Below are 16,321 nucleotides of genomic sequence, written 5' to 3' on the forward strand. Positions count from 1 at the left end.
CGACCGCATCAAGGGCCTGGGCCTGCTGCGCCTGTATGGCCGCGGCGACGCTGAGCTGGAGGGGATCGAGGCGGCTGCCGAAGGCGTGCGCGTGCGCACGCTGAAGGTGCTGCGGATTGCCTTCCTGTCGTCCACGGTGCTGGAATTCTTCGCCTCGGTGAGCGTGGCGATGGTGGCGCTGTACCTGGGCCTGAGCTATCTGGGCATGATGTCGCTGCATGCAGCGGTGCCGACGCTGGGTGCGGGGCTGTTCTGCCTGCTGCTGGCACCGGAATTCTATGCGCCGCTGCGACGGCTGGCCGCGCACTACCATGATCGCGCCAATGCACTGGCCGCCGCCGCCGAAGTGGAGCGCCTGCTGCAGTCGCTGCCCGATGAGCAGGGCCTGATCGAGAACGAGGTTGCACCGCTGGCGGTGGAGCCGGCCGAGGCCGCCTTGCCGCCGCTGCACGCACAAGGGCTGGTGCTGCGCCCGCTGGGCGCGCCGCAGGATGTGCTGCAGGATCTGGACCTGCGGCTGGAGCCGGGCCAGCGCCTGTCCCTGGTTGGTCCCAGCGGCTCCGGTAAAAGCACCCTGCTGGAAGCGCTGGCCGGCTGGCTGCCGCCGCGCGCCGGCAAGCTGCAGCTGCGTCCCGGTGTGCAGGTGGCCTATGCCAGCCAGCGCCCCTACCTGTTCCACGGCAGCATTGCCGACAACCTGCGCCTGGCCGATCCGGGTGCCAGCGATGCGCGTCTTCGTGCGGTGGCCGAGGCCGCGCAGGTGCTGCAGTTCGCACAGCGCCTGCCACTGGGCCTGGACACGGTGATCGGCGAACGTGGCTTCGGCCTGTCCGGCGGCGAAGCCCGTCGTATCGGCCTGGCCCGGTTGTTGCTGCGCGATCCGCAGGTGCTGCTGCTGGACGAACCCACCGCGTTCCTCGATGCCGATACCGAAGCGGCGCTTTTGCGCAGCCTGGCCGCCTATGCACGTGGCCGCAGCGTGGTGGTCGCCACCCACAGCCCGGCGGTGATCGCCTGGGCCGACCGTTGCCTGCTGTTGCCGGAAGGCCGCCTGGTCGAGCCGGCACAGGCGGTGCGCGCATGAGCCGTTCGCCTGATTCGCTGCGCGCGGTGTTCCTGCGCCATCGGCCGCGCCTGCTGCTGACCGTGCTGCTGCTGTGGACCACCATGCTGGCCGGCACCGCATTGCTAGGTCTGTCCGGTGGCTTCCTCACCGCCGCCGCGTTGGCTGGCGCGGCCGGCCTCGGCCAAGGGTTCAACTTCTTTTCACCGTCCGCGGGCATACGCGGGCTGACGATGGCGCGCATCGTGTCGCGCTATTTCGAGAAGCTGGTCGGCCACGACGCCACGCTGCGCATCGCCCGCGACCTGCGCGTGTGGTTCTTCCGCCGCGCGTTGCCGCTGGCACCTGCACGGTTGGGGGCTACGCGCACCGGCGACCTTCTGGCGCGCCTGCTCGGCGATATCGGTGAAGTGGACGGCCTGCTGGTGCGTGCGATCGGGCCGCTGGTGGCGTTGGGCGGATTGTCGCTGGTCGCGATCGTTTCGGCGGCACTGATCCTGCCGTCGGCTGCGGTGCTGATGGCGGTGCTGGCGCTGCTGATCGCCTTCGGCGTGCCGTGGCTGGGCGTGCGCGGCCATGACGACGAGGAGGCCGACCGTGCCGCGCATCGCGCCGCATTGCGTACCGCTGCATTCGAAGGGCTGGAAGGTGCGGGTGACCTGGCCGCGCTGCACGCCGATGCGGCCTGGCAGCTCAAGGTACGCGTAGCTGCCAAGCAGCTGGCCTCGCGTGATCGCCGCCGCCGCTGGCGCCTGATCGCGGCCTCGACGCTGCACGGTCTGGTCGCCGGGCTGGGGCTGGTGGCGATGCTGGCATTGGCCCTGCATGCGGCCGAACAGCAGCGCATCGCGCCGGAGATGGCCGCGGGCCTGGTGTTCCTGACCGTGGCGTTGATCGAGCTGTGGGCCGGCATGGGCCTGGCCTGGCAGTCGCTGCAGTCCGGGCGCATTGCCGCCGATCGGTTGCAGGCCATCGTCGAGCAACCGCCGACGGTGGACGATCCGCAGGCGCCGCAGCCGGTACCGCAGGCCGCGCGCGTACAGTGGGATGACGTGCATTTCCAGTGGCCCGGTGCGGCGCGGCCGGTGCTGTCCGGCCTGCATCTGACCCTGGCGCCGGGCGAGCGCATCGCGATTCGCGGCGACAGCGGCAGCGGCAAGACCACGCTGTCCAGCCTGCTGCTGCGGCTGTGGGATCCGCAGCAGGGACGGCTGACCTACGGTGGCCGCGATCTGCGTGATTTCGCCCAGGCTGACTGGCACCGGCAACTGGCGTGGCTGCCGCAGAACGCGCCGGTGTTTGCCGGCAGCGTGGCCGAGAACCTGCGCCTTGGTGATCCCGATGCCAGCGACGCCGCGTTGTGGGCGGTGCTGCGCCGCGTGCGTCTGGGCGAATGGGCCGAGCGCAACGGCGGCCTGCAGGCCTGGGTGGGCGAGAACGGCGCGACGATGTCCGCCGGCCAGGCGCGGCGGTTGGCACTGGCGCGCGCGCTGCTGCGCAATGCGCCGATCCTGCTGCTGGACGAACCGACCGAAGGCCTCGACGTGGATACCGCACGCGCGCTGTTGCAGGACCTTTCCGGGTTGCTGGACGGGCGCAGCCTGCTGATGATCACCCACGATGATCTGCCTCAAGGCGTGGTCGATACGCAGTACAGATTGCGCGACAGGGTGTTGGTCCGCGAAGCGTGACGATGGTCCGGTAGTGCCGGCCGCTGGCCGGCAATTGGAGCGTCCGAGGATGCCGGCCAGCGGCCGGCACTACCGATTGCGAGGGTTACCGCGAGAACTCGCGCAGCATCACCGCGATCGAGGCCACGTTGGCCAGCACGCACAACCAGAACACCCACTGGAACGCGGCCTTGCGGTGCTTGTGGCGGAACAGCGCCTGCCCCAGCAGCGCGCCCGGCCAGCCACCGGCAAAGGCCAGCAGCTGCAGGGTGCGTTCGGGAGTGCGCCACTGCTTTCGCTGCGCCGCGCGCTTGTCCTGGCCGTACAGCGCGAACGACACCGCGCTGGCCAGCATGCACCAGCCACCCAGCCACAGCGGCAGCACACCGCTGACCATCAGCGCGATCAACGCACCGAACGCGGCGAGCGCCAGGTTGCGCTGCCAAGCCACTACAGCGCGTCGAGGAAGCCGCGCACGGCCGGGCCGAAACGCTCGAAATCGACCAGGAAGGCGTCGTGGCCCTGCGGCGATTCCAGGCCGATGAAGTGCGCATCGGCACCGCCGGCTCGCAGGCCATCGGCAACCTGTTGCTGCTGCTGCACGGGGAACAGGATATCGGTGTTGGCGCCGATCGCCAGCGCCTTCTCCACCCGGATCTTCGCGAGCCCGGCCAGCACGTCGCCGTCGGCATACTCGGCCAGGTCGAACCAGTCCATCGAGCGGCTCAGGTACAGGTAGCAGTTGGGATCGAAGAAACGCACGAAGCGTCGTGCATGGCCTTCCAGGTAGCTTTCCACCTGGAATTCGAGGCCGAACGGATCGTCGTCGGTCTGGTCCGAATCCAGCCGCACGCGGCCAAAGCGGCCATCCCATTCCAGTGCCGAACGGTAGGTGATTACGCCCAGCTTGCGCGCCATGCGCATGCCGGACTCGGGATACGCGTCGTCGTCGTAGTGGCCGCCATTCCAGCGTGGATCAAGGCGGATCGCTTCGCGCTGCAGCGAGCGGATCGCGATGGAGAACGGCAGCGCCTGCGCGCTGCCGGAAATGTTGACGTGGCTGCGCGCAATGCCCGGGTGCAGCATCAGCACGGCCAACGCGGTCATGCCGCCCATCGAGTTGCCGACCACGCAGGCCAGCTGCTCGATGCCCAGCGCACGCACGACTTCGATGGCGGCGCGCGCGCCGTCTTCGATCGACAGCTCGGGGAAGTCGAGACGATACGGCTGGCCGGTGGCCGGGTTGAGCGAGGCAGGACCGGTCGAGCCCTTGCAGCTGCCCAGCGAATTCACGCACACCACGAACCAGCGGTTGGTATCGATGGGTTTGTCGGGGCCAACCATCGCTTCCCACCAGCCCGGTGCCGGGTTGGCCTCGTTGGCCGCTGCATGCGCGTCTGGGGACAGGCCGGTCACGATCAGGATCGCATTGCTGGCATCGGCCGCTAGCGTTCCCCAGGTCTCGTAGGCCACGCGCGCGCCGTGCAGGGCGCCACCGCGCTTGAACGGGAAGGGCGAAGGCAGGGCGTGGAAGCGGGTGCCGGGCGGGATGAATTCGGTCATGCAGCCATTCTAGCGGGGCCGCATGTGCAGCTGGCGACACGCTGGATTCCAGCAGCGGGTGGACGCGGACCGGACCGTCGTATCCACGCATGGCGTGGATCTGCTGTAGAGCCGAGCCGATGCTCGGCTGGCGGGCGCCGGCAAGCCAATCGCAGCCGAGCGTGGGCTCGGCTCTACAAGTCAGGGAAACCGCAGCTCAACCACGCCGTCATGCGGCAGCGTCACCCGCACCACGTCGCTTTGCAGGTCGCCCTCGCTGCGGTTGGCGCTGCCGGTGCGTGAGATGCGTGCCAGCACTTCCACTTCGCGATGGGCCGACAGCGGTGCGGTTGGCATCGGACTGTCACCGTCGCCCAGCCCGACCGTGTCCGGGAATCCGCTCAGCGGCAGCTTGCGAGCGGCCACCGGCATCGGCGGGCCGCCGACGGCACGGGCCAGCACGAACACCTGGGTGCTGGCGGGCCACTCGTCGTTGTTCAGTGCCGGCAGCTGCACGCGCACCTGCAGCAGCGCGGGTGGCGCCGCAACGCCAGCATCGGGCGCATGGCCGGCGGCCTCGCGGGCAATCGCGATCTGCGCCTGCAGCGCCTGCGCGGCACCCGGTTCCAGTCGCGGCAGCAGGCCGCTCCACACATCCGCGGCCTCGGCATTCTTTCCGCGTTGGCGCAGGGCGATGCCCAGCAGCCAACTTGCGCGCTCTGCGTCGGGTGCCAGCGTGCGCGCCTGCTGCAACCAGGCCATTGCAGTGTCATCGAACTGCTTGCCGGCATCGGCCTGCGCGCGCGCCTGTGCGGCTTCCACCAGCACGCCCGGATCATCGGGTGCCAATGCCGCAGCACGCGCGAAGGCATCCGCTGCGGCGGCCAAGTTGCCGAGTTCGGCCTGCGAACGGCCCAGCAGCACCCAGCCATCGGCGCGCTGCGGGTCGCGCTTCAACGCGTCCTGCAGGGCCTGCACGCCATCGCGCAATGTCGCCACCGAGGGCGCCGGCTGCAGCTGTGCTGCACGCGGGTCACCAACCAGCAGATACAGGCAGGCGCCGGCCACGCCGAGCGCAAGCACACCCACCGCGAAACTGCGGCGACCGTGGTGGTGCAATGGCCACAGCACCAGCGCTGCCATCAATGCGGCCACCAGGCCGGCCAACGTCGGCAGCCAGTGGCTCACCATCCGTCTCCTTCATCGGCCTTGCCGGCCGGCGTTGCACCGACCGCGCGTCCACGGCGGCGGACAATGGCCAGCACCACCAGTGCACCGGCGCAGAGCATCAGCAGAGGCCCACCCCACAGCAGCCAGGTGCCCGGCTGCAACGGTGGTTGATAGAGCACGAACTCACCGTAGCGGGCGACCAGGAACTGCTTGATCTGTGCGTCGTCGTGGCCCTGCTGCATCAACTGCAGCACCTCCCGGCGCAGGTCCTGGGCGATCTGCGCGTTGGAGTCGGCCAGCGACTGGTTCTGGCACTGCACGCAGCGCAGCTGCGCGGCCAGGTCATGGAAGCGGCGTTCCTCGGCACCATCGCGGAACTGCAGCGGCTGCGGATCGTGCAGCGGCTGCTGGGCCAGCGCGGCCAGCGGCAGCATCAGGAGCAGCAGCGCCAGCAGCCAGCGCATCGGCTCAGGGCGCCGTATGCAGGGTGTTGCCGGCACTGCCCTGGGCCTTCTCGATCTTCTCCAGTGCCGGGATCAGCTTCTCGTCGACCACGCGCTGGGTCATCGCTCCGCTGTACTTCCAGCGCACGATGCCACTGCCATCAACCAGGAAGGTTTCTGGCGCAGCGGTCACGCCCCAGTCGATCGCGGTGCGGCCCTCAACATCGCTGAGCACCACCATGAACGGGTTGCCCAGCTGCTCCAGCCAGTGCAGCGCGTCCTTCGGATCATCCTTCCAGTTGTAGCCGATCACGCGCACGCGCTTGCTTTCGGCAAAACGGGTCAGCACCGGGTGTTCCTCGCGGCAGGCCGCGCACCAGCTGCCCCACACGTTCAACAGGTACGGCGCGCCACGCAGTTCGTCGCTGTGCACGATCATTTCCGGGTCGTGCAGCACCGGGAGCGCGAACGCTGGCGCCGGCTTGTCGATCAGCGCCGATGGCAGCACGTCGCGCTGCGGATCACCCGATTTCATCACCCCGTAGATCATCAGCCCGAGCAGGCCGAAGAAAAACAGCACGCCGATCACGATGGCTACCGGCGGCAGCGGGCGGGAGGGGCGCGGGGCGGGGGACTCGGACATGGAAACTCCTACGGGCGACGGAAACGGCGGTCGGCGGCGGCGATGAATCCGCCCAGGGCCATCAGCAGCGCGCCCAGCCAGATCCAGCGCACGAACGGCTTGATGTGCACCCGTACCGCCCATGCATTGTTGCCCAGCGGCTCCCCCAATGCCACGTAGACATCGCCGTCGAAGCGTGCATCGATGCCGGCCTCGGTCATCACCTGGCCGCCGCTGGCGTACTGGCGCTTCTCCGGGTGCAGCAGGGCCAGTTCGCGGCCGTCGCGGGACACCCGCAGGTGACCGCGGTCGGCGATGAAATTGGGGCCTTCGCGATGGTCCACGCCCTCGAAGCGCACTTCGTAGCGACCGACCACCAGATGCTGGCCCGGTGCCAGCGCCACTTCACGCTGCACGTTCAGCGCTTCGACCAGCAGCGCGCCAGCCAGGAACACGGCGATGCCGGCGTGGGCGACGATCATGCCGAGCATCTCGGCGGTGAAGCGGCCATTGCCGCGCAGGCGCTGCCAGACGAAGCGTGCGGTGCCGAGTGCGACCCAGGCCGCAGCGGCGACGCCGATGCCGGCCTTCCAGCCGTTCTGCGGCGCCTGCCACCAGGCCAGCGCGCCCAGCAGCACGGCCAGCCCCAGCCATGGCGCCAGCAGCGCGAATGCACGCGAAGTTTGGTCGCGCTGCCACTTCACCAGCGGGCCGAACGGCAGCAGCAGGATCATCGGCGCCATCAGCAGCAGGAACAGACTGCCGAAGTAGGGCGGGCCGACCGAGATCTTGCCCAGCGACAGCGCATCGGCCAGCAGCGGGTACAGCGTGCCGAGCAGGACCATCGCGCAGGCCGTGGCCAGCAGCAGGTTGTTGGCCAGCAGCAGGGTCTCGCGCGAGGTGGCGGTAAAGCCACGGCGCGGATCGTCGGCGTCCACGCTCAGCTGGCTGGCGCGCAGCGCGTACAGCAGCAGGCTGCCGCCGACCAGCACCGACAGGAACACCAGGATGAACAGGCCACGCGACGGATCGGCGGCGAACGAATGCACGCTGGTCAGCACACCGGAGCGCACCAGGAAGGTGCCCAGCAGCGAAAGCGCGAAGGCCGCGATCGCCAGCAGCAGGGTCCAACTGCTGAACGTGCCGCGCTTTTCAGTGACGGCCTGCGAATGGATCAGTGCCGCACCGACCAGCCATGGCATGAAGCTGGCGTTCTCCACCGGGTCCCAGAACCACCAGCCACCCCAGCCCAGCTCGTAGTAGGCCCACCAGCTGCCCAGCGCTATGCCAAGAGTCAGGAAGCCCCAGGCGACGTTGGTCCAAGGCCGCGTCCAGCGCAGCCAGCGGGCGTCGACGCGGCCTTCCAGAAGCGCGGCCACCGCGAACGCGAACGGAACGGCGAAACCCACGTAACCGATGTACAGCATCGGCGGATGGATGATCAGCCCCGGGTCCTGCAGCAGCGGGTTGAGGTCGCGGCCTTCCAGCGGTGCCGGGTTCAGGCGCAGGAACGGATTGGAGGTGAAGATCAGGAAGGCGAGAAAGCCGACGCTGACAATGCCCATCACCGCCAGTACGCGCGCCTGCACCGGTGCTGGCAGGTGCCGCGAGAACAGCGCCACCGCGCCGGTCCACAGCGCCAGCACCAGCGCCCACATCAGCAGCGAGCCCTCGTGGGCCCCCCACACCGCCGAGTAGCGGTAGATCATCGGCAGCAGCGAATTGGAGTTCTCGGCCACGTAGCGCACCGAGAAATCCTGCTGCACGAACGCGGCGGTCAGCACCGCGAACGCGCCGGCGAGCAGCAGCAGCTGTGCGAAGGCGGCCGGCCGTGCCACCGCCATCCATGCCGCGTTGCTGCGATGCGCGCCGACCAGCGGCAGGCCGGCCTGCAGCAGCGAGGCCAGCAACGCACACAACAGCAGGATCTGACCCAGTTCGGGCAGCACTCAGCGCACCTCGGGGGCCGTCACCGGCACGTCGTGCCTGCGATGGGCATCGCCCATCTTGTCGGCCACTTCCTTCGGCACGTACTTCTCATCGTGCTTGGCCAGCACTTCGTCGGCGACGAAGACACCGTCCTGCAGGCGGCCACTGGCGACCACCGCGGTGCCTTCGGCGAACATGTCCGGCAGGATCCGCGAGGTGGTAACCGCCAGCTGTGCATCGCCGTCGGTCACTTCGAAGCGCGCCTCCAGCGAGCCGACCGGGCGGTTGAAGGAGCCCTTCACCACCATGCCGCCCAAGCGGAAGCGCGACTGCGCATCGACATCGCCGCGCAGCACTTCCGAAGGGGTGTACAGGTAGGCGATGTTGCGCTCCAGTGCCATCGCCACCAGCGCGGTGGCCAGGCCGGAGGCGAGCAGTGCCAGCAGTACCCAGGCCAGGCGGCGGCGTTGTACCGGCGTCATCGTTCCAGCTCCGTCGACAGCGGCGTCGCTGCGTCCTGCCTGCCCGCCCGGGTCCGCTGGCGTTGCTGGCGGGCCAGTGCCAGCCGGCGTGCCACGCGCAGTCGCAGCCACGAACCGATGGCATCGGCGCCGAGCACCAGTACGAACACGGCGTAGGCGCCGATCACATAGGGAAGGTGGGTCATGGCTGGGCCTCCGGGACAGGGCGTTCGGCACCGACACGTCCACCGACCCAGGCCTTGCCGGCCTCGCGGTCGAGATTGTCAGAGCGCGCCTTGGCCAGCACCGAACCGGCAAACCAGAACTTGGTGCCGATCACCATCCACCACAGCGGCGCGATCATCGCGCTGCTGATCGCCGATTCACCGAACACGTTGATGGACTGGCGCTGGTGCAGGCCGCCCCACCAGTCCACCGAATAGCGGATCACTGGCAGCAGGCTGACACCGACGATGGCCAGCAGGCCGGCCGCGCGTGCGGCGCTGCGGCGGTCCTCGATGGCGTGGTACAGGCCGATCACGCCCAGGTACAGGAACAGCAGCACCAGCTCGCTGGTCATGCGCGGGTCCCAGTCCCACCAGGTGCCCCAGGTGCCCTTGCCCCAGATGCTGCCGGTCAGCAGGGTGATCAGGGTGAAACCGGCGCCCATCGGCGCGCAGGCCATGGCCAGGATCTCGCAGACCTTGATCCGCCAGATCAGCGCGATGGCCGCGTACAGCGCCATCAGTGCGAACACGAACAGGCTCATCCAGGCACTGGGGACGTGGATGTAGAGGATGCGGAAACTGTCCAGCTGCTTGGCTTCCGGCGGAACCACCAGCAGCGCCTGCCACATGCCGACCAGCAGCACCGGCACTGCGGCGAGGTAGAACACCCGCGACCAGCGGGCGGCGAAACGGTCGAACGTGGGAGGCGAACCGAGTTGGTGGAACCAGCGGACAATCGGATTCATGCGTGGCGGCTATCCAGCAGGGGTGGATTGGCTCTCAGCTCGGTCAACTCAGAGAAATACGTATTGCAGCAGCAGTGGCCAGCGGAGCCAGCACCAGCGCGACCAGCAGGCCAGCGCCCAGCATCAGCAGCGCACCGACCGGATCCTGTCCGCGCCCGGCTGCCGCCAGGCTGCCTGCGCCGAACACCAGCACCGGCACGTACAGCGGCAACGACAGCAACGCCACGAGAATACCAGAGCGCCGGATGCCGACGGTCAGTGCAGCGACCACGCCACCGATCAGGCTCAGCAACGGCGTTCCCAGCAGCAACGATGCCAGCAACATCGGCAGCTGGTCATGCGGCAGATGCAGCATTTCGGCCAGCAGCGGGCTGACCACGATCAACGGCAGGGCGGTGGTGGCCCAGTGCAGCAGCACGCGTACCAGCACCAGCCAGGCCAGCGGCACCGGCGCCAGCAGCCATTGTTCCAACGAGCCGTCTTCGGCATCGGAACGGAACAGCGAATCCAGCGACAGCTGTCCCGCCAGCAGCACGGCCAGCCACAGCACCGCGCCGGCGGTGGCGGCCAACAGCTGTGGCTCCCGGCCCTGCGCCAGCGCGAACAGCACCACCACCAGCACCGCAAACAGCAGCGGCTGCAGTGCATCGCCACGGCGGCGCCAGAGCAGGCGCAGGTCGCGCTTGAGCAGGGCGCCTGCGGTCTGCCACAGGCCCGGTTCGGTACCCGGCGCGATCATGCGGCACCGCCGAGGTCGAGCTGGCGGGTACGCACCGGCGGTGCGGCATAGGCGCCGTGGGTGGTGACCAGCGCAGCGCCACCGGCGCGCAGGTGCGCCGAAATCATCCGGTTGACCAGGGTGATGCCCTCCAGGTCGAGGTTGGCATAGGGCTCGTCCAGCAGCCACAGCGGCGCCGGCGACAGCCAGATGCGCGCCAGTGCCAGCCGCCGCTTCTGCCCGGCCGACAGATGCCGCACCAGGGTGTCCTCGTAGCCGGCCAGGCCGACGATCGCCAGTGCGTTGCCGGGCATCTGCCGGGCACGCCGGCCATGCAGGCCGCACAGGAAGTGCAGGTTCTCCAGCGTGCCGAGGTCCGGCTTCAGCGCCGGCAGGTGGCTGAGATAGGCGACATAGCGCGCACGCTCGGCGTTGCTGGCGGGCTTGCCGTCGATCCGCACCTGGCCGGCGCCGGGCCGGGCCAGGCCGGCCAGCACGCGCAGCAGGGTGGTCTTGCCGGCGCCATTGCCACCCTGCACCAGCAGTGCCTCGCCGGCGTCCACATGGAAGTCCAGCGGGCCGAACACCGGCTCGTCATTGCGGGAGAAGCTCAGGCCGCTGGCGGCCAGCAATGCAGGGGTGTTCAAGGGGCAAAGGTCTTCATGCCGGAGTGCGATGGCAATTGTAGCGGTGAATTCACATGGTAGTGCCGGCCGCTGGCCGGCAATTTCGCCATCTGCCAGCCGAGGTTGCCGGTCAGCGGCCGGCACTACCGACGCGCGGATTGCGTAAACTCGGGGGCCCTTGTTCTCCACAGTCCAGGCCGATGCAACCCACCACCAAGCTGCCCAAGGTCGGTACCACGATCTTCACCGTGATGTCCCAGCTCGCTGCCGAACATGGCGCGGTCAACCTGGGCCAGGGGTTCCCGGACTTTTCCGCGCCGCAGCGCCTGATCGATGAGACCGCCAGGGCGATGGCGGCCGGCCTCAACCAGTATCCGCCGATGACCGGCGTGGCGCCGCTGCGCCAGGCCATCGCACAGAAGTCGCTGGACCTGTACGGCGCCACCATTGATCCGGACACCGAAATCACCGTCACCAGTGGCGCCACCGAGGCCATCTTCAATGCCATCCACGCGGTGGTGCGCGCCGGCGAGGAAGTCATCGTGCTCGACCCGGCCTATGACTGCTACGAGCCGGCGATCGAGCTTGCCGGTGCCAAGGCCGTGCACGTGCCGCTGGACCCGCAGACCTTCGCTGTGGACTGGGACCGCGTGCGCGCGGCGATCACCCCGCGCACCCGCATGCTGATGGTCAACACCCCGCACAATCCGTCCGGTGCGATGCTGGACGAGGCTGACATGCAGGCGCTGGCCGCGCTGCTGCGCGGCACGCAGATCTACCTGGTCTCCGATGAGGTGTACGAGCACATCATCTACGACGGTCGCCGCCATGAGTCGGCGCTGCGCTATCCCGAACTGCGCGAGCGCACCTTCGTCATCTCCAGCTTCGGCAAGACCTACCACTGCACCGGCTGGAAGATCGGCTACGCCGTGGCGCCGCCATTGCTGACCGCTGAATTCCGCAAGGTGCACCAGTACAACACGTTCACCAGCTTCGGCCCGGCTCAGTATGGCTTCGCCGCGATGATCCGCGACGAACCCGAACACCACCTGGAACTGGGCGCGTTCTACCAGGCCAAGCGCGACCGTTTCCGCGAGCAGCTGGCCGGTACCCGCCTGAAGGCGCTGCCGGTCCCGGGCGGCTACTTCCAGCTGGTCGACTACTCGGCCATCAGCGACCTGCCGGACCATGAGTTCGTGAAGTGGTTGACCATCGAGAAGGGCGTGACTGCGATCCCGCTGTCGCCGTTCTACGAGACCCCGCCGGCCGGCCAGCGCCTGGTGCGCCTGTGCTTTGCGAAGAATGAAGCAACGATGGACGCGGCGATCGAACGCCTGCGCCTGCTCTGAGCGGAGGCGTGAACATGCAGGACCTGCGCATTTCCCTCGTCCAGGGTGAAACCCGCTGGCACGATCCGGCCGGCAACCGCGCCTACTACGGCGCGCTGCTCGCACCGCTGGCCGGCACCACCGACCTGGTGATCCTGCCGGAGACCTTCACCAGTGGCTTCTCCAATGACGCCATTGCCCAGGCCGAAGGCATGGACGGCCCGACCGTGGCCTGGGCGCGCGAACAGGCCCGGGCCCTGGGTGCGGCGGTGATCGGCAGCGTGCAGCTGCGCGACGGCGAGGGCGTGTACAACCGCCTGCTGTTCGCCACCCCCGATGGCAACCTGCAGTACTACGACAAGCGCCACCTGTTCCGTTACGGCGGCGAGCACGAGCGCTATGCCGCTGGCCGTGAGCGCCTGAGCGTGGAATGGAAGGGCTGGCGGATCAATCCGCAGGTCTGCTACGACCTGCGCTTCCCGGTGTTCTGCCGCAACCGCTACAACGTCGAACGCCCGCAGCAGCTGGATTTCGACCTGCAGATCTTCGTGGCCAACTGGCCGTCGGCGCGCGCCTATGCGTGGAAGACCCTGCTGCGTGCGCGCGCGATCGAGAACCTCTGCTTCGTGGCGGCGGTAAACCGCGTCGGCGTGGACGGCAACCAGCTGCACTACGCCGGCGACAGCGCGGTGATCGACTTCCTCGGCCAGCCGCAGGTGGAGATCCGCGAACGCGAACAGGTGGTGACCACCACCATTTCGGCCGAAGCACTGGCCGCACATCGTGCGCGCTTCCCGGCGATGCTCGATGCCGATGCCTTTCACCTGGACGAACAGGCCTGAGCCACGGCCTGAACACCGCCGCACCAGCGCGCGCGCCTGCATCCAATCTGCACGCGCGCGCTGCTAGATTCGCCGGCAGTCCGACCGAACTGGAAGTGCCGCCATGAACAAGCCTCTCGCCCTGCTGCTGGCCCTGTCTGCTGCAACGCTGGCCCCAGCTGCACACGCCGCCGGCAATCTCGATTGCCAGCTGCGCTACAACCTGTCCGGTTGGTCGCTGATCTACAAGACCGCTTCCGGCACCGGCACGGTCACCTGCAGCAATGGCGCCAGCATGCCGGTGCGTATCGAAGTGAAGGGCGGAGGCCTGACCGTGGGCAAGTCGAAGATCACCAATGGCCGTGGCAGCTTCACCGGCGCCGTCAGCGTCAACGAGCTGCTGGGCACCTACGCCTCGGTTGGCGCGCATGCGGGTGCGGTGAAATCCAGCAACGCGCAGGTGATGACCAAGGGCGACATCTCGCTGGCCCTGTCCGGTACCGGCAAGGGCTGGGACCTGGGCGTGGACGGCGCCGCCTTCACCATCAGCCGGCGCTGAGGCGCGTCGGCTGGGCAGTTCCCCAGCTGATGCGGATGTAGTGCTGTTCGGAATCGCTCAACAGCCGTTCGACATCGAAACCATTTTTCAGCAATTGTGCGACCGCGTCTTCGACGAGCTGCTCGCTGGCCATTACCTGGCTGAAGCCGAACACGATGTAGCGGCGGCCATTTTCCGAGCCGGCCTGGATGGCGTTGTCGAGGTCGCGGTAGAACAGTTCGATCGGGCGCTTGGCGGCGTCAGCGTTGGCGCGGGCCTGTTCGGCGGTGATGGTGATCATGGGCATCGGTCTTGTGTGGGGCAGCGCGCACGATAGCCAGCGAATCAAAGCCGTTCCCGGAAGCCGCGCACAGTGCGCTGTTTTTGCAGCAATTCCTAGGTCGCAGCGGGACGCCGCCGCTGCAGCCAGAAGGCCAGCAGGCCACACACGATGAGCGTCGGGGCCAGCAGCTGCACTGCACCGACCAACGCCATTGCCGCACCGATCAACAGGTAGTAGAGCAGGCCGAACAGTGCGCCTGCGCTGCCAAGACAATGTGGGTAGCCGTGCAGGGCCTGGCCCAGCACATTGGGAATGGCAAGGCCGAAGCCCGTCACCACCGGCACCATCGCCGCGACCAGGGCAGGGTGATCATGCAGCAGCGCAGCCAGCAGGCCTCCCGTCAGAACCAGGCCTGCGGCGGTGCGGATGCGCGTGGCCGCGGCAACGCCGGCACGCAACAGGCGGCCATTGCCCCATGCACCCAGTGCCGAGCCCAGTGCCAGCAACGCGCCGCTGGCGCCGAACCAGGCGGCGGGCCAGTGCAGGCGAGCAAATACGAAAGGACCGAGCGCGTACCAGCTGTACATCGCTACGTTGAAAGCCATCACCAGCAATGCGTGTGACCAGATCCAGCGATCGCACAGCAGTTGCCGCAGCAGCGGCAGCATGGGCGTGTGCGGGATATGTGCAGGGCGGCTTTCGCGCAGGCCAGCCAGGCATGCGACTGCCAGCACGGCAGCGGTCAGCAGCAGGCCGGACTGTACGCCGACATAGCCATGGACGGCGACCAGCAGCGTGCCCAGTGCAAGGCCGATGGCCGGGCTCAGGGCCAGGGCCATGCCGATCCAGGAGAATGCCTGCGCCAACGCGGGTCCCTGCAGGTGGTCGCGCAGCACGGTCTGGGTGACCACCGAAGCGGCGGCGGCGCCAACCGCGGCCAGCGCTTGGGCCAGCAACACCTGGCCGAAGCTACCAGCGAGCAGGCCGCCCAGTGCAGCCACGGCAAAGACGCCCAAGCCACATAGAAGGGCCGGGCGACGACCGATACGATCGGCCAGGCGCCCCCACAGCAGCACGCCTGCAGCGAAGCCGAACAGATACAGGCTCATGGCCTGGCTGGCGGTACCCGGCGGCAGGGCGAAGCGTTTGGCCAGATCGGCCAGGGCCGGGCTGTACAGGGTCTGTGCCAACTGCGGAAACATCAGCAGTGCAATGGTGAGCAACAACAGGCGGCGCGACATGCGGGCGCTCCAGAAACGGGGCTGCGCATTGTGATCGCGACTGCAATGACGCACCCTGTCTATCCTGTCATCGAATGTATGAAATCAGACATGGCGTGGTTGCAGCCGCACACGCACTTCGACGCCGATGCCTGGAGCGCTCCGGTGCTGGGGATCGCAGCCTCACTGGCGGATCACGACTCGGGTTGGCACCAGCATGCACGCGCGCAACTGCTCTACACCCGGCAGGGCTGCACGCGCCTCACCTACGGTGATCGCATCAGCCTGCTGCCGCCCGCGCGCGCCGCGTGGATTCCGGGTGGGCTACGCCATCGCGCGCAGATGCGCCAGGCGGTCGACTACCGTTCGTTGTACTTCGACGCCACGCTGTCGGCCCAGCTGCCCCGGCAACCAGCGATCATCGGCGTGGGGCCGCTGCTGCAGGCCTTGCTGGAGCCGATTGCGCAGGCGCCGTTCGACCATGACTGGCAGTCGCCGCGCGCGCACCACAAACTGGCGTTGTGCGTGCTGGAAATCGCTGCTGCACCGGTGGCGCCGATGGACCTGCCTTTGCCGCGTGATCCGCGCATTGCACGTTGCCTGCCGTTGGCCGAACAGCTGCCGCCCGAACTGCACGAACTGGCCACGCGTACCGGCCTGAGCGCGCGTACGGTTGGCCGGTTGATGCAACGCGATACAGGCATGGGCTATCAGGCCTGGCGCCAGCAATGGCGCCTGATGCGGGCCATGGAGCTGCTGTTGCTCGGTCATCGCGTCGCGCATGTGACCCAGGACACCGGCTTCTCCGCCGAGAGCCCGTTCATCGCCTTCTTCCGCGGCATGACCGGCACCACGCCCGCCGCGTTCCAGCGCCACGCAAAAGGGGACGGAGGGGATTAAGTCGCTTTCGCCCT

General features: G+C 68.3%; 19 protein-coding genes. 6 read left to right on the forward strand and 13 right to left on the reverse strand.

What is annotated here, in order from left to right; translation table 11 throughout:
- A partial coding sequence (locus tag BN1263_RS11105) for an ABC transporter ATP-binding protein/permease (protein ID WP_144435345.1) occupies positions 1-1,084 on the forward strand: 1,084 nt, incomplete at its 5' end.
- On the forward strand, positions 1,081-2,754 hold the full coding sequence (cydC, locus tag BN1263_RS11110) for a thiol reductant ABC exporter subunit CydC (RefSeq protein WP_058981170.1): 1,674 nt from the start codon (positions 1,081-1,083) through the stop codon (positions 2,752-2,754). The genes BN1263_RS11105 and cydC, both read left to right, overlap by 4 nt.
- A gap of 85 nt (positions 2,755-2,839) precedes the next feature.
- On the opposite strand, the gene BN1263_RS11115 is transcribed toward cydC, so the two are convergent.
- From BN1263_RS11115 to ccmA, 11 genes are all read right to left on the reverse strand, one after another.
- On the reverse strand, positions 2,840-3,184 hold the full coding sequence (locus tag BN1263_RS11115) for a DUF1294 domain-containing protein (protein WP_058981171.1): 345 nt from the start codon (positions 3,182-3,184) through the stop codon (positions 2,840-2,842).
- Positions 3,184-4,296, reverse strand: coding sequence for a homoserine O-acetyltransferase MetX (metX, locus tag BN1263_RS11120; protein ID WP_058981172.1), 1,113 nt, complete (start codon positions 4,294-4,296; stop codon positions 3,184-3,186). The genes BN1263_RS11115 and metX overlap by 1 nt, the downstream gene beginning before the upstream one ends.
- A 180-nt stretch (positions 4,297-4,476) precedes the next feature.
- Positions 4,477-5,466, reverse strand: coding sequence for a tetratricopeptide repeat protein (locus tag BN1263_RS11125; RefSeq protein ID WP_058981174.1), 990 nt, complete (start codon positions 5,464-5,466; stop codon positions 4,477-4,479).
- Positions 5,460-5,909, reverse strand: a complete 450-nt coding sequence (locus BN1263_RS11130) for a cytochrome c-type biogenesis protein (RefSeq protein ID WP_058981176.1) — start codon at positions 5,907-5,909, stop codon at positions 5,460-5,462. Before BN1263_RS11130 ends, BN1263_RS11125 begins: the two co-directional genes overlap by 7 nt.
- 4 nt (positions 5,910-5,913) lie before the next feature.
- On the reverse strand, positions 5,914-6,531 hold the full coding sequence (locus BN1263_RS11135; protein ID WP_058981178.1) for a DsbE family thiol:disulfide interchange protein: 618 nt from the start codon (positions 6,529-6,531) through the stop codon (positions 5,914-5,916).
- Positions 6,532-6,539: 8 nt separating this feature from the next.
- Positions 6,540-8,459: a heme lyase CcmF/NrfE family subunit gene (locus tag BN1263_RS11140; RefSeq protein ID WP_058981180.1), complete on the reverse strand. Its 1,920-nt coding sequence runs from the start codon at positions 8,457-8,459 to the stop codon at positions 6,540-6,542.
- Positions 8,460-8,921 (reverse strand): cytochrome c maturation protein CcmE, encoded by a 462-nt coding sequence (ccmE, locus tag BN1263_RS11145; protein WP_019660477.1) that lies wholly within the window; start codon positions 8,919-8,921, stop codon positions 8,460-8,462.
- Entirely contained in the window at positions 8,918-9,106 is a 189-nt protein-coding gene (gene ccmD / locus BN1263_RS11150) for a heme exporter protein CcmD (RefSeq protein ID WP_058981182.1), read from the reverse strand. The genes ccmE and ccmD overlap by 4 nt, the downstream gene beginning before the upstream one ends.
- Positions 9,103-9,873 carry a heme ABC transporter permease CcmC gene (gene ccmC / locus BN1263_RS11155; protein ID WP_019660475.1) on the reverse strand — a complete coding sequence of 257 codons (771 nt, stop codon included), beginning with the start codon at positions 9,871-9,873 and terminating at the stop codon, positions 9,103-9,105. Before ccmC ends, ccmD begins: the two co-directional genes overlap by 4 nt.
- Positions 9,874-9,916: 43 nt before the next feature.
- Positions 9,917-10,612, reverse strand: a complete 696-nt coding sequence (gene ccmB / locus BN1263_RS11160; RefSeq protein ID WP_006456616.1) for a heme exporter protein CcmB — start codon at positions 10,610-10,612, stop codon at positions 9,917-9,919.
- Entirely contained in the window at positions 10,609-11,406 is a 798-nt protein-coding gene (gene ccmA, locus BN1263_RS11165; RefSeq protein WP_448226383.1) for a heme ABC exporter ATP-binding protein CcmA, read from the reverse strand. Before ccmA ends, ccmB begins: the two co-directional genes overlap by 4 nt.
- An 11-nt stretch (positions 11,407-11,417) precedes the next feature.
- On the opposite strand from ccmA, the gene BN1263_RS11170 reads away from it, so the two are divergent.
- From BN1263_RS11170 to BN1263_RS11180, 3 genes are all read left to right on the forward strand, one after another.
- On the forward strand, positions 11,418-12,566 hold the full coding sequence (locus BN1263_RS11170; protein WP_058981183.1) for a pyridoxal phosphate-dependent aminotransferase: 1,149 nt from the start codon (positions 11,418-11,420) through the stop codon (positions 12,564-12,566).
- 14 nt (positions 12,567-12,580) lie between these two features.
- Positions 12,581-13,387 carry an amidohydrolase gene (locus BN1263_RS11175; protein WP_058981186.1) on the forward strand — a complete coding sequence of 269 codons (807 nt, stop codon included), beginning with the start codon at positions 12,581-12,583 and terminating at the stop codon, positions 13,385-13,387.
- 103 nt (positions 13,388-13,490) lie between these two features.
- The gene (locus BN1263_RS11180; protein ID WP_019660471.1) at positions 13,491-13,925 is read left to right on the forward strand and encodes a hypothetical protein; all 435 of its coding nucleotides are present in this window, start codon (positions 13,491-13,493) and stop codon (positions 13,923-13,925) included.
- On the opposite strand, the gene BN1263_RS11185 is transcribed toward BN1263_RS11180, so the two are convergent.
- Entirely contained in the window at positions 13,912-14,205 is a 294-nt protein-coding gene (locus BN1263_RS11185) for a hypothetical protein (protein ID WP_019660470.1), read from the reverse strand. The genes BN1263_RS11180 and BN1263_RS11185 overlap by 14 nt on opposite strands.
- A 95-nt stretch (positions 14,206-14,300) precedes the next feature.
- Positions 14,301-15,428 (reverse strand): MFS transporter, encoded by a 1,128-nt coding sequence (locus BN1263_RS11190; RefSeq protein WP_058981188.1) that lies wholly within the window; start codon positions 15,426-15,428, stop codon positions 14,301-14,303.
- 90 nt (positions 15,429-15,518) lie between these two features.
- Between BN1263_RS11190 and BN1263_RS11195 the strand changes: the two genes are divergently transcribed.
- Positions 15,519-16,307 carry an AraC family transcriptional regulator gene (locus BN1263_RS11195; RefSeq protein ID WP_058981190.1) on the forward strand — a complete coding sequence of 263 codons (789 nt, stop codon included), beginning with the start codon at positions 15,519-15,521 and terminating at the stop codon, positions 16,305-16,307.
- The last annotated feature ends 14 nt before the right edge of the window (positions 16,308-16,321 follow it).

This window comes from Stenotrophomonas thermophila, from assembly GCF_001499715.1.
Taxonomy (GTDB): Bacteria; Pseudomonadota; Gammaproteobacteria; order Xanthomonadales; family Xanthomonadaceae; genus Stenotrophomonas; species Stenotrophomonas hibiscicola.

Coding starts and splice junctions, on each gene's coding strand:
- cydC (WP_058981170.1), top strand. CDS start 1,081: ATGAGCCGTTCGCCTGATTCGCTGCGCGCGGTGTTCCTGCGCCATCGG.
- metX (WP_058981172.1), bottom strand. CDS start 4,296: ATGACCGAATTCATCCCGCCCGGCACCCGCTTCCACGCCCTGCCTTCG.
- BN1263_RS11125 (WP_058981174.1), bottom strand. CDS start 5,466: ATGGTGAGCCACTGGCTGCCGACGTTGGCCGGCCTGGTGGCCGCATTG.
- BN1263_RS11130 (WP_058981176.1), bottom strand. CDS start 5,909: ATGCGCTGGCTGCTGGCGCTGCTGCTCCTGATGCTGCCGCTGGCCGCG.
- BN1263_RS11135 (WP_058981178.1), bottom strand. CDS start 6,531: ATGTCCGAGTCCCCCGCCCCGCGCCCCTCCCGCCCGCTGCCGCCGGTA.
- ccmE (WP_019660477.1), bottom strand. CDS start 8,921: ATGACGCCGGTACAACGCCGCCGCCTGGCCTGGGTACTGCTGGCACTG.
- ccmD (WP_058981182.1), bottom strand. CDS start 9,106: ATGACCCACCTTCCCTATGTGATCGGCGCCTACGCCGTGTTCGTACTG.
- ccmC (WP_019660475.1), bottom strand. CDS start 9,873: ATGAATCCGATTGTCCGCTGGTTCCACCAACTCGGTTCGCCTCCCACG.
- ccmB (WP_006456616.1), bottom strand. CDS start 10,612: ATGATCGCGCCGGGTACCGAACCGGGCCTGTGGCAGACCGCAGGCGCC.
- BN1263_RS11170 (WP_058981183.1), top strand. CDS start 11,418: ATGCAACCCACCACCAAGCTGCCCAAGGTCGGTACCACGATCTTCACC.
- BN1263_RS11175 (WP_058981186.1), top strand. CDS start 12,581: ATGCAGGACCTGCGCATTTCCCTCGTCCAGGGTGAAACCCGCTGGCAC.
- BN1263_RS11180 (WP_019660471.1), top strand. CDS start 13,491: ATGAACAAGCCTCTCGCCCTGCTGCTGGCCCTGTCTGCTGCAACGCTG.
- BN1263_RS11185 (WP_019660470.1), bottom strand. CDS start 14,205: ATGATCACCATCACCGCCGAACAGGCCCGCGCCAACGCTGACGCCGCC.
- BN1263_RS11190 (WP_058981188.1), bottom strand. CDS start 15,428: ATGTCGCGCCGCCTGTTGTTGCTCACCATTGCACTGCTGATGTTTCCG.
- BN1263_RS11195 (WP_058981190.1), top strand. CDS start 15,519: ATGGCGTGGTTGCAGCCGCACACGCACTTCGACGCCGATGCCTGGAGC.